Annotated in this window: 14 protein-coding genes; 4 read left to right on the top strand and 10 right to left on the bottom strand. The window is 36.9% G+C overall.

All coding sequences use genetic code 11. The features are described from left to right. Window positions 1–2: 2 nt before the first annotated feature. Window positions 3–1,274: an L-cysteine desulfidase family protein gene (locus tag KJS44_RS06220; RefSeq protein WP_008688796.1), complete on the bottom strand. Its 1,272-nt coding sequence runs from the start codon at window positions 1,272–1,274 to the stop codon at window positions 3–5. Window positions 1,275–1,382: 108 nt separating this feature from the next. Between KJS44_RS06220 and KJS44_RS06215 the strand changes: the two genes are divergently transcribed. Beyond that, on the top strand, window positions 1,383–2,270 hold the full coding sequence (locus KJS44_RS06215) for a LysR family transcriptional regulator (RefSeq protein WP_008688797.1): 888 nt from the start codon (window positions 1,383–1,385) through the stop codon (window positions 2,268–2,270). A 68-nt stretch (window positions 2,271–2,338) separates the two neighbouring features. Here the strand turns inward: KJS44_RS06215 and KJS44_RS06210 are convergent, their stop codons facing one another. Next, entirely contained in the window at window positions 2,339–3,259 is a 921-nt protein-coding gene (locus tag KJS44_RS06210; protein WP_008688798.1) for an alpha/beta hydrolase, read from the bottom strand. A gap of 159 nt (window positions 3,260–3,418) precedes the next feature. On the opposite strand from KJS44_RS06210, the gene KJS44_RS06205 reads away from it, so the two are divergent. Next, entirely contained in the window at window positions 3,419–4,084 is a 666-nt protein-coding gene (locus tag KJS44_RS06205; protein WP_017144636.1) for a phosphatase PAP2 family protein, read from the top strand. A 279-nt stretch (window positions 4,085–4,363) separates the two neighbouring features. Here KJS44_RS06205 and KJS44_RS06200 read toward each other — a convergent pair whose 3' ends face one another. Continuing rightward, a complete protein-coding gene (locus KJS44_RS06200) occupies window positions 4,364–6,853 on the bottom strand; it encodes a GGDEF domain-containing protein (protein WP_008688800.1) in 2,490 nt (829 codons plus the stop codon). Window positions 6,854–7,185: 332 nt separating this feature from the next. Then, window positions 7,186–8,049, bottom strand: a complete 864-nt coding sequence (locus KJS44_RS06195; protein WP_008688802.1) for a YitT family protein — start codon at window positions 8,047–8,049, stop codon at window positions 7,186–7,188. 210 nt (window positions 8,050–8,259) lie between these two features. Between KJS44_RS06195 and KJS44_RS06190 the strand changes: the two genes are divergently transcribed. Next, complete coding sequence (locus tag KJS44_RS06190; protein WP_008688803.1) at window positions 8,260–9,933, top strand: asparagine synthetase B family protein; 1,674 nt, start codon at window positions 8,260–8,262, stop codon at window positions 9,931–9,933. Window positions 9,934–10,061: 128 nt separating this feature from the next. Here the strand turns inward: KJS44_RS06190 and KJS44_RS06185 are convergent, their stop codons facing one another. The 4 genes from KJS44_RS06185 to KJS44_RS06170 form a co-directional block, all read right to left on the bottom strand. After that, a complete protein-coding gene (locus KJS44_RS06185; RefSeq protein WP_008688805.1) occupies window positions 10,062–11,150 on the bottom strand; it encodes a DNA recombination protein RmuC in 1,089 nt (362 codons plus the stop codon). A 68-nt stretch (window positions 11,151–11,218) separates the two neighbouring features. Then, complete coding sequence (locus KJS44_RS06180; protein WP_008688807.1) at window positions 11,219–11,635, bottom strand: competence protein ComK; 417 nt, start codon at window positions 11,633–11,635, stop codon at window positions 11,219–11,221. Between the two features lie 203 nt (window positions 11,636–11,838). Next, window positions 11,839–12,309, bottom strand: coding sequence for a RidA family protein (locus KJS44_RS06175; RefSeq protein WP_008688809.1), 471 nt, complete (start codon window positions 12,307–12,309; stop codon window positions 11,839–11,841). A gap of 13 nt (window positions 12,310–12,322) precedes the next feature. Beyond that, window positions 12,323–13,579 (bottom strand): hemolysin family protein, encoded by a 1,257-nt coding sequence (locus tag KJS44_RS06170; RefSeq protein WP_008688810.1) that lies wholly within the window; start codon window positions 13,577–13,579, stop codon window positions 12,323–12,325. 381 nt (window positions 13,580–13,960) lie between these two features. On the opposite strand from KJS44_RS06170, the gene KJS44_RS06165 reads away from it, so the two are divergent. Next, a complete protein-coding gene (locus tag KJS44_RS06165; protein ID WP_008688812.1) occupies window positions 13,961–14,206 on the top strand; it encodes a DUF3892 domain-containing protein in 246 nt (81 codons plus the stop codon). 25 nt (window positions 14,207–14,231) lie between these two features. Here KJS44_RS06165 and KJS44_RS06160 read toward each other — a convergent pair whose 3' ends face one another. Both KJS44_RS06160 and KJS44_RS06155 read right to left on the bottom strand, forming a co-directional pair. After that, window positions 14,232–14,789, bottom strand: coding sequence for a hypothetical protein (locus KJS44_RS06160; protein WP_226896921.1), 558 nt, complete (start codon window positions 14,787–14,789; stop codon window positions 14,232–14,234). A 20-nt stretch (window positions 14,790–14,809) separates the two neighbouring features. Then, on the bottom strand, window positions 14,810–15,319 hold the full coding sequence (locus KJS44_RS06155) for a tRNA (cytidine(34)-2'-O)-methyltransferase (RefSeq protein ID WP_008688815.1): 510 nt from the start codon (window positions 15,317–15,319) through the stop codon (window positions 14,810–14,812).

Raw genomic sequence — 15,319 nt, 5'->3', positions numbered from 1 at the left:
CCCTATGATATGGATTGAATCATTAAACGGATAATTTCATCATCGCATTCTTTCATGCCATCGCGTGCTAGTTGACCGATGCCTTCCATGGTTTTTTCGATAGAGTCACCCACAATGCCCTCTCCGCGATAAAATTGTTTTCCTTCTTTATACATTGCATACCCTAGGATTCCGGCATCTACTGCTGAAGCTATCTTCGCAGCACAGCTTGGTTTAGCTCCATCACAAAGCATTCCACTCGTAATTGCCAAAGCATTTACGATCGTATGACAAATATGCTCATAATCACCACCAAGTAAATATGTAATACCAGCTCCAGCACCAGCTCCGGCACTGACAGCACCGCAATAAGCCGATAAACGCCCAATAAATTGTTTTTGATAAAGCGTTGTCAGATTACTTATGATCAAGGCACGCATCAATTGTTCATGTGAGCTATGCAATTCCTTAGCATAAACCAAAACAGGTAAAGAAGCAGTCATCCCCTGATTTCCACTCCCTGAATTGATGATGACCGGAAGTTCACAGCCACTCATACGCGCATCACTGCCAGCTGCCGCCATTGCTCTAGCTTTAACCTCTACCGCAGTTCCATATGTATGTAATAATACATTTCCAATACCTGCCCCATAATTTCCCCGCAAACCTTCATTGGCAATAGCTTCATTATACGCAATTTGACGTTCTAAGATTTCTTCTACATCTTTAACATCAACAGACATTGCGAAATCATAGATTTGTTTCATCTGTAAAGAATAACCGGTTTCTTGTTGCAGTTCATCTTCTTTTTGATAAATAATTGCTTCATCATGTTTGATGAGAACAACATTCGCATGTGTATTACGTATATGTACAAGTGCATGATGTTTCTCGCTAAATACCTTTACAATAAGTTCCAAAGCACAGCCACTCTGGATACGATGAAGCTGCATATCTACAGTATCCAGAAATTTTTCCATTTTTTGAATATCCTCTGTTTTGACCTTAGAAATTACCTGTAATTTTTTATCTGGATCTCCGGCGCAAATACCGATGGCTGCTGCCGCTAAGATGCCCTTTCGTCCATTGGTATTTGGTACTGTTACACTTTTAACATTTTTGATGATATTGCCACTTGCATATATTTCAACATGTTTCACATCTTCCTGTAAAGTTTTTTGGGCAAGTGCTGCCGCATAAGCGATTGCTATTGGCTCTGTACATCCCATGGCCGGTACCAATTCTGTTTTTAGAATATTAATATATTTCTGATACATACTGTCTTCTTTTCGCATATCCCTACTCCTTGTTGACTTTCCTATATACTTAGTATATCATGTCTTTACATATAGTAATAATTTATATATTTTATACTTCAATTAAATATTTTTTATGGAGGACATATGGATTTCAAGCATCTTAAGACCTTTGTAACAGCCGCACAATTAGAAAGCTTTTCCAAAGCAGCGCAAGCCCTAGGCTACACACAAGCAGCGATAACAATTCAGATACAACAACTGGAAGAAGAATTGCAAACCCATTTATTTGAACGTTTTCCTCGTCACGTATCTTTAACGGCCCAAGGAGAATTATTTCTGCTCCATGCCAATGAAATCTTGCAAGCAAAAGATGCTGCCTGCAACGCCATGAAAACGCAAACACAGCTCACCGGAACATTACGTATAGGAATGATAGAGAGTATTTGTTCTTCCATATTTCCTGTCATCTGTAAATTGTTTCATGAACGCTATCCCGGTGTTTCCTTACGTATTGAAACAGCTTCGATCGATCAATTACTGGATTATATGAATCATAATCAGGTTGATTTGGTATATTTAATGGATCAACAGCTGCAAGATGGGGCATGGATCAAAGTTTTAGAATATCCATCTGATGTTTTATTTGTTGCCCGTTACGATCATCCCTTATGTCAAAAGAAAACAATAACCTTAGCTGATATCTTATCAGAAAAATTAATGCTTACGGAACAAGATGCCAGTTATCGCTATGCTTTGCAGCAACAGGCTGCCCGAATGGGACTAACCGTAAAACCATTTTTAGAAATCGGCAATACTGCCTTTCTTGTAGATATGGTAAAACAAGGCCTCGCAATCTCCTTTCTTCCCCGCTTTAGTGTAGAAGAGGAATTACAGAAAGGTGTTTTAAAAATACTGACGCCACACGATTATCATCTTCAGGTATGGCAACAGGTGTTTTATCATCGTAATAAGTGGCTAACATCACAGATGCAGGCAATGATTCAAACAATAGAAGAAGTAATTAAAAATTAAAAGCTTTTTATGAGTTACTTGGATGATGCAAGTTAAAGACAAGTAAGCCCTCATAAAAAGCTTTTATGCTATGGAAGAAATTGAATCTTATTTAAAAATGATACTACCTCTTCCCAATAAAGATGTGGTTCTAATAAAGAACTATTGGCATGTCTTCCCTTTGGTAAACGTACAACATGATGCAAAGTAGGACAACTTTTTGCTAATTGTTCCATCATCGTAATGGGAATAAAATTATCACGTTCGCCATGCAGAAACAGCATAGGAACCTTTGCCTGTGCCACATGATCCATAGGACATGCCTGTTTTAATGTATAACCGGCTTTTGCTCTTAAACATAAAGATAAACAAAAAAGCGGTATACAAGGCGGTACGTGAGGCAACATTTTTCTTAATTGATGGGTTAACTGTTCGCGTAAAGAAGTAAAACCACAATCTTCGATGATGACTTTAACACATCCATTGGTTTCATCAGCACACATCATGACACTGGCAGCTCCCATACTTACACCATATAAAGCAATATCGGTAGCGTGATATTGCTGTGTTAAGTATTTGCACCATGCGTGAATATCTAAATGATCCAATGCTCCAAAACCAATGACAGTTCCTTCACTTTTCCCATGCCCACGCAAATCAATCAATAACACGGAACATCCCATACCGTAAAAGCGTTTCGCTGCCGGTATAAGATCTTTTTTGCACCCCATATACCCATGCACCAAAACGACCCATTTTGTTTTGTGGTTTCTGATGATTGTTCCTTGTAACGTTAAATCATCATGACTTTTGATTTGTACATCAATATGTGAAACTTCTTGCTCAAACCATAGATCTTCTGGTTTCTTTTTCCTATGTGAAGCATTTTGGATAATATCAGATTTATCACTCTTTGCATCAAATGCTCGCTGGAAAAAATATCTACCTAAACAATAGGCAGCTACCAACAATATCATCATTATGCCACATCCGATCCACAACCAAAGCATTTCATACATTCCTTTCTTATATTCTCTATGAAATATTTTAACATGAATTGACAAATTGAAAAACAAAATCGTAAAAACAAATGACCTATGATCTATTTTAGTGTATTGTAATCTTAGATAAATTTTTATATAATAAACACATTACGAAGGAGGTATTTCATGATGCGATCCATCAAAAGTTGGCTACATGATCATCCTTATTCCTATGCCCTTTTTTATTTTATTCCATATCTGATAATCTTTGAACTCTTAGAAACTTTTGTCGTTCCGAAATATTATATTCACTGTTTTATCGATGATATGATTCCTTTTCATGAAAGCTTCGTCATTCCTTATTTTACCTGGTTTCCTTTATTAGCAATATCGCTTTGTTATTTTCTTTTTCATTCACGAAAAGAATTTCTTGAGCTTTGTTTTATGATGTTTACCGGTATGAGCATTTGTCTGTTTATTTATATGATTTTACCCAATGGATTAGATTTACGTGTAAATATCACACATACAAATTGGTTAGCAGACATCGCACGATTACTACAACAAATAGATACACCGACCAATGTTTGTCCTTCCATCCATGTCGCAAGCACGATAGCAATCTGTTTTGTCGTCTGTCGCAGCCATCTGTTTCAGCATCCTTTTCTTGTGAAAAGTGCTTGCCTTATAATAAGCGTATTCATTTGTATTTCTACCATGGTATTAAAACAACATAGTTTTATTGATGTTATCTTAGGCTTCGCCTTAAGCAGTTTATTATACTATGTCACCTATCATACAAATTGGCAAAAATACTTTATGAAAACCCCCTTACGCATCCTATTCTCATAGATAAGAACAACAATCGAAAACGATCAATTTTTCGACCTCTTACATCATCGTACGTAAAAACGTATACGACGGTTGAATTCATACAAAACTATGCTTTCATTGCTACTGGTCTAGTAACGATACTCGATCTCTTTTCTTCAAGGTTTTATTAACGTCCCTACAGTGGTCTTTTCACCACCTAATTCTATCCCATGTGTGTCACATGATAAAAAAGATTTCACCATCAATGAAATCTTTTCTTTTTAATCTTCTTCCATAGCATAAACTCAGCAATCTAATTTATGATTTTATGAAATATGCATTTCTTCCGGCTGCTTTCACCTCATATAAAACCTTATCTGCTTTTTGATACAGAATGTTATAATCACAAACATCCTTCGTCATAACAAAGCCCATACTCAAGGTGATATTGGGCAGTCCTTCGATTGTCGTCTGCAGAGCTTTTTGTAATCTTGCACAACCATTCACTACCGCTTTTTCATCTTGTGGTGCCATCAGGAAAACAGCAAATTCATCGCCACCTAATCTTCCTATCAATGCCTTTTCCCCAAATGCTTTCTGCATGACATCTGCGCAATGGATCAATACTTGATCTCCTATGAAATGGCCAAATTCATCATTGACCTCTTTAAAATAATCAATATCTAAAACACCAAACGCATACATGCCTTTATCACGCACTAATTCCAATTGTATTTTCTTTTTAAAAGCAGCTGTATTATAAACAGAAGTCAGCGCATCCATCATACTCTTTTTTTCCAGATTTTCACGTTCTGTTTTTTCTTCTTGAATATCAACAGCACGACCGATGGCATACACCGGTCTATCCATGTCATAAACCACCTTCATTACGACATGAAACCAACGCACTTCCTTGTTGGCTAACTGTATCAAAACTTCACGATCCGTGTCTTTCATTTCCATAATGCATTGGAATAAAGAAGATTCATCCTTTTTCTTGTCTGATGAAATATCTTTTGCGTAATTCTCAATTTCATTTGTTTCAGCTAAGAAATTATGCTTATCCCCTAGCTTTAAAATATCTTTTTCATAGTCATATTCAAAAATTATCTCTTGTGTGATCTTGCTTAGCATCCGATAGCGATTGTTTTCTACTTCAATCTGGCGTTTCATTTTCAATTGGCGATGATAAAAATAACTGAAAACAGCAACAATACAAATGATGATCAACAGCGTTATCACCATACTTTCAATAATATGCTGCTGAATATAATCCCGCAAAGTAAAGGTCGCTTTATCTAGTGAATGCTGATATATATAGGTATTAATATCTTCTTCTTTCAAATTGCGTATGCATTTATTCAAAATACCGACTAGCATATGATCATTTCCATCCACTACACCAAAGCTATAATTTAACATATCTCCTTTTACATCGGCAACACTGATCATAGAACGATATCCCAGCTGATTCATATAGTAGCTGATGGCATAAGAAGAATCAATCATATAATCTGCTTCCCCATCATGAACAGCTTTTAAACAGTCTTGTGTAGAGTTCGCATAGATAACATTGTGTGGATCAATGCGGCTTTTTAAGATTGAAGATAATTCTTTGCGTATCGCCAATTTTTTATTGTCTAAAGCATTTAAATCTGTATTCTTTTGTAAAACAATCTGCAATGGTGCCTTTAAATACGCGTTCGTCACGCTCATCGTGTTTATATAGTTTAAGGAATAATCATAATTGATTGAGGCCAAGATATCAATTTCATGATGCAACATACGTTCTTCATATTCATGATAGTTGTCTACAAACTCATATGAGAACTGCAACCCGGTTTCTTCCTTGATGTCTTCTAGTATATCAATCGCCGTTCCCGTTGCCTTATTACCTTTAACATATTGAACAGGAGCTTGATTGCTCATAATCATCACATGAAACGTTTTTGCCTTTTTAATGTAATCCTTTTCCTGCTGCGTCAGAATAACATGATCCAGTTTTTCCTCAAAATATTTCGTATAGAGCGTTTGCTTTAACGTTGGGTTTATTTCATTTAGCTCTTCCATTCCTTTATTTAAATCATGGACAATCTTTGTTTTCCCCTTGGCTACTGCAAAATACATAGGGTCCGGTGAAAAACGTGCAATAACCCGAAAATCACTGGCTAAGGCGATATCCACACTTAATAAAGCATCTGCTTCCCCTTTCTTTACAGCTTCCATCTGCGCAGTACCGTTATTATAATACTTATAGTTCACTTTTAGGCCATTGGTTTTTACATATTCTTTTAATTGGCCATTTCTAATTTCTGCCTTTTTCTGTAAAGCAATGGTAATCTCTTTGCCATTTGCTAGCGTATAGGAATCTAGCCAGTCATTATCTTTATTCACAGCTAATACATTATAAGCGTAGCCATAACTTTCGGTCGGATAATCATACAGCTTTGCAAGTTCATCACTACGACGCATACTGCCAAGCATATCAATTTCACCCTTGTTTAATTTATCTAGCAATTCTGATATTTGTGTGTCTACATCATCGCTTTTACTTTCAATAAATTCATATTCCCATCCGGTATATTGAGAAAGTTCTTTTAAGTAATCATACATATAGCCTGTATAATTTCCTTTTTCATCTTTCATACTTAAGCCTTCTTGAATAGGAAAGCCTATTTTAATTATCTTAGTACTCGCATGTTGCGTTTTTTGATTATTTGCTTGTAAGGCACCATGAAAATTGCCAATTCCCAGAAGGTATAAAAAGATAACAGCCATCATACTGACAATGTAATGTTTTTTCTTCATAGCAACCTCACTTTATCTAGTGTCTTCATGTTCTTATATTATAATACATATTTATTAATAACAGAAGTCTTTTTATATTTTAAATCACATTTACATCACAATTCATAAAATAAGTCCTTTCTTTTAGGCTTTCTTACTTGCTTTAAGGAACTTTTTACACTATGAAACAGATAACAATATCCTCTGCTGCTTTTCTACATGTCACGAGTAAGTTAACACATGAAGCGAAGATATCGCGTTTGGAAATCGAAATACTACAAAGTGCTTATGATAAATAACGAAAAAAGAATTCCAAGTTGGCATAAAGACCATAATCTTGAAATTCTTTGTTTTTATTCAATTGGTGTCTGATAGAATTTTCCTTCGACGTATTCTGTTTTTGTTACATTGACAAAACTGGTACGATCAATTTCACGAATACGATTTACCAAACCCTTTACCTCCATACTATCAACGACAGTATATAGCATCGTACGCGGTTGTCCATAGTATGTACCGATTCCTTCAAAACGTGTCACGCCATGATGCGTGGTGTTCTGAATTTCCTCAATAACGATATCCGGATCACTGGTTACGATAAAAACGGTCATTTTTTTATAACGCTTGTGTACCGTATTTATAATCTGCGTTGAGCAGAATTGGAATATGATGGAATATAGTGCTTTATCCCATCCAAATAAATACCCTGCAACAATCAGCATCACAGCATTCATACCCAGGATATAATTCCATGCTGGCTGATGCGTTTTTTGTGATATCCACATTGCAATAAAATCCGTTCCCCCACTGCTGGCATTACCACGAAGCGCAATTCCTAATGCTACTCCCTGTAAAATTCCACCAAATATCGTAATAAGCAAAATATCCTCCGTGATATTCGTCGTTGGTAAAATTTCAACGAATACACCGGTAAGGATAATCATGACACATGAATAAAACGTGAACTTTTTCCCAACGGTTTTATAGCCAATATAGGCGGGTATAGCATTCAAGGTGAAATTGACAAGGGAATATGATACGCTGATGCCTGCATATTTTTCAAAGCTTCGCTGTATCAAAACAGTCAAGCCGGTAAAGCCACCTGGAAATAATCCTCCTGCGCTGATGAATGTATTAATATTAACAGCACAAAGTAATGAACCGATGATCACACAGCCAATCGTGACCAAATCTTTATATTTTGTTTGTATACTCATATAAACTCCTGCTCCCTACTCTTTACCACGCTTATTATACTATCTTTTTACATGGATGCAAGACTTTGTCGAAATGATAATTTTTACTCTTCCCATCATCGAAAATTCTTACATTTGCGTTATCTTTTTTGTTATGCTTTCATGCAATTACAAACATTTCATACTACTTTTTGAGAAAATGACATACACTAAGATGAAAGGAAGGATATCATGAAAACTTATGTCATGAAGATACAGCAACATACGCATAGTGATGCGGCTAAACTCATCTTATATCAAAATAAAGCTTATGAAGTAATCGTTCAAGGAGAAATATATAATGCGCAAAGTATCTATCAATTATTAAAGGAAGCCTATCCTTTGCAGGAGCGTCTGGAAGATATTGTCTTTTTTGCTTATCAACGTTGGGGCGAAGATGCCATGTTGGAATTAGAAGGAGCCTATTCCTTTGTTATCAGTAGTGGCAAAGATGTTTTTGCCGCAAAAGACCCCTTAGGATTATCTCCGTTATTTTATAGTAAGACAAACGATACCATCTGGCTATCCAATCGTATAGATGCTTTGCTAGAAGCCAGTCAACAACCGCGTATCTTGAATAGTCACGGTATTTTAGAGCTATTTTCCTTTGGTCCGAGCTTATCAATGGATAAAACATTATTTGCCAATGTTGCTTCATTGCCCATGGGTTCATTTTTACGCATCCATAATGGGGATATCAAAGTTAAGACATACTATAAGCTACCCACCATCGAGCATCATGATGATATGGAAACGACTACGTTAAAAGTGCATGATCTCTTATGTCATTCTATACAACAACAAATGCATCATTGTAAGGCATCTTTTTTATCTGGTGGTTTAGATAGTAGTATTATTACAGCTGTTTGTGCAAAAGAGAAAGAATGGCATACGTATTCTTTGGATTATGAAGGAAATGCAAAAAATTTTAAAAGCAACATGTATCAGGTTTCCATGGACAACACCTTTATCAATCAAATGCTAGAACGCTATCCTTGTACACATCATTGGCTGATGCTCAAACAACAAACATTAGCAGATACCCTAGAAGAAAGTATGTTAGCCAGAAATCATCCTGGCATGGCGGATGTGGATGCTTCATTGCTTTGGCTGTGTCAGCAGGTTGCCCAAAAGGAAGCTGTCATTCTAAGCGGAGAATGCAGTGATGAAATTTTTGGCGGTTATCCTTGGTTTTATCGTGATGAATTAAAAGATTTGCCAACCTTTCCTTGGTTACGTTCTACCCCACAGCGCATAGAACTGTTAAAGGATGATATAAAACAATTGGGTTATGAGGCTTATATACAACAACAATATGAAGATAGTATTCGTGATATCCGATATCTGGATACTGACAGTGAAGATGATCGACGTGCTCGTCGCCACACACAACTTTGTTTAAAATGGTTCATGCAGACTCTTGTCACACGTCAAGTATGCGAAGGTGATCGTGCCAACTTAACGATTCGTGCTCCTTTTGCAAATGTCGCCTTGCTTGAATACGTATATAATATCCCTTGGCAGATGAAATTCTATCATGGGCAGGAAAAAGGCATCTTGCGAAAAGCCTTTGCAAATGAATTACCTGAAGAAGTATGTTGGCGCAAAAAGAATCCTTTCCCGAAAACACATAATCCGCAATATGCTGATATTGTCGCAAAGATGCTGATGGAACGTTATAAAGACTCTACTTCTGCTTTACATGAGCTTTTAGACGATGCGCATCTAAAAGAATTGATAGCTACGAAAGGGGCTTCTTTTCAACTGCCATGGTATGGACAATTAATGAGTGGTCCACAATTACTTGCCTATCTTTATCAGATTGATTGCTGGATCCGTGATTACAACATTAAGATTGAAAAGTAAACATGCATGATTGTAATTGTGATATTATGAGTTGTGCTTCATCATAACGCAGAAAAAAAGGAGATTGAAATGCTATGCTTCATAAATAGCTTTCAATCTTCTTTATCATGATATAGATAAAAGTGTATTTACGCTGTATCCTTTTTTGTTAACTCTACTGCCTGTATTTCTTGAAAACGCATATGCAACTTATTTGCTGTGATAGACAACAAGCGCATATCCTGATAACACTTATCAAAATCACTTTGCACATTCTGATAACGCTTTGCAAAACGTTCAAACTCCATCTCTAATTTCTGTAGTTCTTTTTGCATTTGTGCCAGATTCTCATTGCGTTCGACACCTAAATAAATTGCTTTGATTGCCGTGATGTATGCCATCAGTGTGGTAGGAGATACCATATACACCTTTTCCTGATAAGAATAGTTCACAACCTCATCACATTGTGCATATAAATACGCAAAAACAGCTTCAGCAGGAAGAAACAAATACGCAAAATCCGCCGTTTCTTGTGGCAAAATATATTTTTGTGCAATTGCTTTAATGTGTTTTTTCACATCATTGACAAATATAGTATGATACTTCTGCTGTTCTTCCTTCGTCTGTGCTGCCATGATACGATTGTAGTTTTCTAAAGGAAATTTTGAATCAATACAAATCATGTGCAGTGGTTCTTTGCCAAACAAAACAGCATCTGCAATTGCTCCATTGCTTAATTTATACTGTTTTGCATAGCGTGATGTATTCACTCCCATTGCTGTTTCAAGCAATGAATATAGTTCTATTTCACCAAAAATACCACGTGTCTTTTTATCCGTTAAAACACGTTGAATATCGTTGATTGATAACGATAGCTCTTTTAAATTTCGCTGCCCTTCATCCAGCTTCCCCATCTGTTCCATCACCTGCGAAAATACTTTACTTGTATTCTCATAGCCATGTTGCACCGTCGTATTCACATGCTTTTCCATAACATACAAATGTTCGCTAGTTGCCTCCTTCCATTGGGCAAGCTCTCTTTGCATGGATAACTGAAGACGTTGCATTTGTTGCTGCATCGATTGTTGCATCTGAAACAGTGCTTCTTGCTGATGCTTTTCATTTTCCATTAGCACTTCTTTAACACGCAAAGTTTCTTTCGGTGATTGGCGAAAGAGAAAAAAAGCGATACATAAGATCAAAAAAGCACCTAATAAGATACCAAATAAGATTTCCATATTCATCATCCTTTTTTTACGTCTTTTATTATAACAGATATCAGCGTATTTGCGCATGGAAGATGTGTTCACTCATGAGCACGAAGATACATCCGCAATTGCTCACATCGTCGCATTTGTCTTTGTATTGTCCGATAGGCAATCGCTAGTTCTATTTCATCCTTACTGCGAAAAATCACCTGTGTCCTTTTCCCTTTTGCATGATAAGATACTACCTCATTGGCGTGAATCCAGATACAGTCATCCCGCGTAGCGGAAACAGTCGGAAACCAGAGGGTTTCCTTTTTCTCTGACACTAAAATGGGAACCTTTTGGTGAATCTGTAAAATTTTTTTCGCGGCTATTGTACGTCCTTGCAGCGTACTGCCATAAAACAGACAAGCTTCCTCTAGCAAAGATAACACAGGTTTTTTTACAATACAGTACTTCCCATGTTCCTTTAATAACACTGTCATTTCTTTTTTTTGATACATTGCTAACAGCATGTTTTCCCTCCTTTTAACTTATAACATAACATAGCTTTCAAAAGGAATTGGGAAATTATAAATTCTTTGATAGTTTATCAAAAACATCTTTAAAAATTATCGAATATGGTTAAATTTTGATATGTAAAAAAAAGAAATCTTGATCCTTCAAAAATCAAGATTTCCTAATGTTTACAATACCTATATGATACGACATATAGCAATTAGTCGCAGCAGCCTCCATCACAGCCACCGCCACAGCTTGAGCATCCGCTTTGCTGCGCTGCCAACTGCTGTTCATAAACCAAAGTATCAATTACGATACATTCAATTTCTAATTTTACATCCTTAGGCAGACGTGCTACTTGTACACAGCTTCTTGCTGGATATGGTTCTTCTAAGTATGAACCATACACTTCATTCAGCTTATCAAAATCGTTTAGATCACTGACAAAAATTGTTGTTTTCACGATATGTTTATAATCAAGTCCCATATCATTTAAAACAGCCTTAATATTCTTCATAACCTGATGTGTCTGTTCTTCAATAGTAGTACCTTCGACTTCACCGGTTTCTGGATTCAAAGGAATTTGTCCTGATAAATAAACGAAATCACCCAACTTTACCGCTGGAGAATAAGGTCCTAATGCTTTTGGAGCCGTTTCTGGCTTAAATGCTTTTAAAAAGATATTCATGCTATGTAACCTCCTAGTCTAGCAATTCATCGTCATCATTTAATGACTTTATCTGTAACTCAAGTCTGGCAGCCATGCCATCCTTGGTATCCAGTACCTTGATCTCAAGATTTTCAAATTCAAGTTCACGACCTTTGCGTACCTTGCGATGCGCATTTAATTCATATATCCAAGCCGCAAAACTTCTGGCCTTGGTGATTGGGGCATCCTGATCATCGACATATTTATCGAAGAAATCGATCAAATTTACTTTCCCATCAATCACGAATGTGTGATGTCCAATTTCCACTACATGATTTGGCAAAGGGTCATATTCATCGTAGATTTCTCCAACCAGTTCTTCCAAGACATCTTCCAACGTTACAATACCAACATATACATGGGATGTTTGTGATTCTTCAACGATTGCCATATGCTCTCGCGACTTTTGAATATTTTCTAATACATCCGGCAGTTTTTTACGTTGAGTGACAAAGATTGGTTCCTGCATCATATCTTTTATGACGATTTCCCGCTCTTCTAATAAGGCATCTAAAACATCACGAACGCGTAAGATTCCCACGACCTCTAAGGTCTCATAAGAAATCACCGGTAATCGTGATAATTTATGATCCTTCAGCACCGCTTTTAACTGCTCATAAGTTGCATTATCATACAAGAAGACAACCTGATCTTTCGGCACCATGATATCACGAACATTTTTATCATCAAATTCGATGACACTTTCGATCAATTCACGCTCTTCCTGTTCCAGAACTCCTTCCTGCTCAATCGTTGAAACGATTTCCAGCAGTTCATCTTCCGTAGCTGTAACATTCTCAATGTCCATCTTCTTTTCCCAATGTCCTTCCAAAGATTCAACCACAAAAGAAATCGGGCGAAAGATCGTCACCATTACCGATAATGGTTTCGCAACCAAGAGCACAAAGGATTCTGCCTTTGCCTTTGCTACGATTTTAGGGGCAATTTCGCCAAACACTAAAATCAGAATAGTCATCACAGCCGTTGCCAAAGCAACACCGCTGGTGCCAAAGATATCGGTCAATAATGCTGTAGCCAATGAAGTAGCTAAAATGTTCACTACATTGTTTCCAATTAAGATTGTAGTGATCACCGCTGTAAAGTTCTTAGAAATAGTATAAGCTGTTTTGGCTTTTTTATTGCCGCTTTTCGCCATCTGTTTCAAACGTATCATATTCACACTGGAATATGCAGTTTCCGTAGATGAGAAAATAGCTGATAAAGCAATCAAAGCCACTAATGCAATCATGAGGCATATTCGCGATCCGTCCAAGTATAACCACTCCCTATTGTAATGTCGATTCGCATTTGCTCTTAAGTATAAGAGGTAAGAGGCATGGAACATCCTCTTACTATGGTAACTATTATAGCGTAAATTTAAAAAAATTCAATCACAATGCCTGTTTTCCTTAGGAATTCGCCTATCTTTCTCTTTTATTTTCTTTGCGATAACCACATTTTATCTTTTTATGGTACCGCTAATCTAGAAACATGTTTGCCTTTTTGAAAGGTGAAGAACTTATATAGGGAAAACCATAGTCAAAACGCTATCGTTTCCAGTTTTTCTCAAGGTTATTTCCAGTATAATTCGACATGTGAGGCTCACAATAATGACAGGAGGTAAGTAAAAATGAAAAAATCAAAAAACAGTGAAAGAACACGTTTCGTAGCTGCCCGTCGTAACTCTGATGGAACCTTAAGTGAGTTTAAAGACGAAAATGGCAATGTTTACGATTACGAACAGGCATTAGAGGCTGTTGAACAAGGTATGATTGAAAATGCCCTGCCTTTTACCGGCCGTGATGGTGCACGTCATATCCGTGGCGTCAACGATGGAGACAAATCAACCAACCTACGTAATCTAAAAGAATTCTAAGCAAAAAGAACATATGGCTAACGATTTATGCCGTATGTTCTTTTTCTTCAATGCAAAGATAACTTAACGCATGACGATAATAAAGGATGCGTCGATATAAATGATAAAACAAAACCCCTGTTATCAAAATACTACCTACAAGGAGAAAAGCTCCCAACATTCGTATATAAAGAATAGCTTGCGCAAGTGAAGATGCCCGAAGTCCCAACATGACACACCCAAACATGACGCAGATTTCCATGATTAGTACCAACAAAGTGATGCCGGTTATTTTTTTTCGTTCTAAAATGGGAAAACCTATTATCAGCATGAGAAGTACTAGTATTTCTAACGGTTGCACACAGGATAACATGCATCCTAGAATGCGCAGAATGGACATATTGGCAAGCGATATTAATTCTAGGACTAGCCTGGAAAGATACGTATAAGATAGCATGGGATCATCCAACATAGCATAAAGTGCATCATACGATTGCAAAGATAACAACCGCACACTGATATACACATAAGGTAATACTAAAAGCAACAGCAAACAAAGGAGTATAAGAAAAAACAGATGATATCGTTTTTTTCTTGTATCCACAAAATGATCCAGCCATTCCATTACTGACTCAGCCAGTCCTCTCCCTTAATAACCTCCACCGGGCTTAATCCTGGATAATCCAGCTGACGCAACACTTCATATATGATAATGGCGGCACAGTTGCTTAAATTAAGGCTTCGCGCATTGGCCACCATAGGCAGTCGCATACAATGATCCAATTGTTTGGCTAAAATCGCTTTTGGAATTCCTGTACTCTCCTTACCTAATACTAAATAAATATCGCCTTCACATTGTGTAAAATCAATCTGGCTAGGCGCCTGTTTGCCATAACGGGTCATATAATAATAGTTATTACTAGGATTTTGTTTCGTGAAGTCGTCCCAATTTTCATATAAGCGATAAACCAATTTCTTCATATAATCCATGCCTGCTCTGCGTAAATGGGCTTCATCCAAAGAAAAGCCAAGGGGCTGTATCAGGTGAAGTTTGGTATTGGTAGCCATACAGGTGCGCATCATATTCCCAGTGTTCTGCGGAATTTCCGGTTCATATAAAACTAAGTGCAGCAT

Source organism: Longicatena caecimuris, from assembly GCF_018406465.1.
Taxonomy (GTDB): Bacteria; Bacillota_I; Bacilli_A; order Erysipelotrichales; family Erysipelotrichaceae; genus Longicatena; species Longicatena caecimuris.
The sequence above is the reverse complement of the archived record's forward strand: the minus strand, read 5'-3'. Positions and strand labels throughout refer to the sequence as shown.

What these genes read in the sequence shown, in the direction of transcription:
- KJS44_RS06220 (WP_008688796.1), bottom strand. Translation starts at nt 1,274, where the DNA reads ATGCGAAAAGAAGACAGTATGTATCAGAAATATATTAATATTCTAAAA.
- KJS44_RS06215 (WP_008688797.1), top strand. Translation starts at nt 1,383, where the DNA reads ATGGATTTCAAGCATCTTAAGACCTTTGTAACAGCCGCACAATTAGAA.
- KJS44_RS06210 (WP_008688798.1), bottom strand. Translation starts at nt 3,259, where the DNA reads ATGCTTTGGTTGTGGATCGGATGTGGCATAATGATGATATTGTTGGTA.
- KJS44_RS06205 (WP_017144636.1), top strand. Translation starts at nt 3,419, where the DNA reads ATGATGCGATCCATCAAAAGTTGGCTACATGATCATCCTTATTCCTAT.
- KJS44_RS06200 (WP_008688800.1), bottom strand. Translation starts at nt 6,853, where the DNA reads ATGAAGAAAAAACATTACATTGTCAGTATGATGGCTGTTATCTTTTTA.
- KJS44_RS06195 (WP_008688802.1), bottom strand. Translation starts at nt 8,049, where the DNA reads ATGAGTATACAAACAAAATATAAAGATTTGGTCACGATTGGCTGTGTG.
- KJS44_RS06190 (WP_008688803.1), top strand. Translation starts at nt 8,260, where the DNA reads ATGAAAACTTATGTCATGAAGATACAGCAACATACGCATAGTGATGCG.
- KJS44_RS06185 (WP_008688805.1), bottom strand. Translation starts at nt 11,150, where the DNA reads ATGGAAATCTTATTTGGTATCTTATTAGGTGCTTTTTTGATCTTATGT.
- KJS44_RS06180 (WP_008688807.1), bottom strand. Translation starts at nt 11,635, where the DNA reads ATGCTGTTAGCAATGTATCAAAAAAAAGAAATGACAGTGTTATTAAAG.
- KJS44_RS06175 (WP_008688809.1), bottom strand. Translation starts at nt 12,309, where the DNA reads ATGAATATCTTTTTAAAAGCATTTAAGCCAGAAACGGCTCCAAAAGCA.
- KJS44_RS06170 (WP_008688810.1), bottom strand. Translation starts at nt 13,579, where the DNA reads ATGATTGCATTAGTGGCTTTGATTGCTTTATCAGCTATTTTCTCATCT.
- KJS44_RS06165 (WP_008688812.1), top strand. Translation starts at nt 13,961, where the DNA reads ATGAAAAAATCAAAAAACAGTGAAAGAACACGTTTCGTAGCTGCCCGT.
- KJS44_RS06155 (WP_008688815.1), bottom strand. Translation starts at nt 15,319, where the DNA reads ATGCTGCACTTAGTTTTATATGAACCGGAAATTCCGCAGAACACTGGG.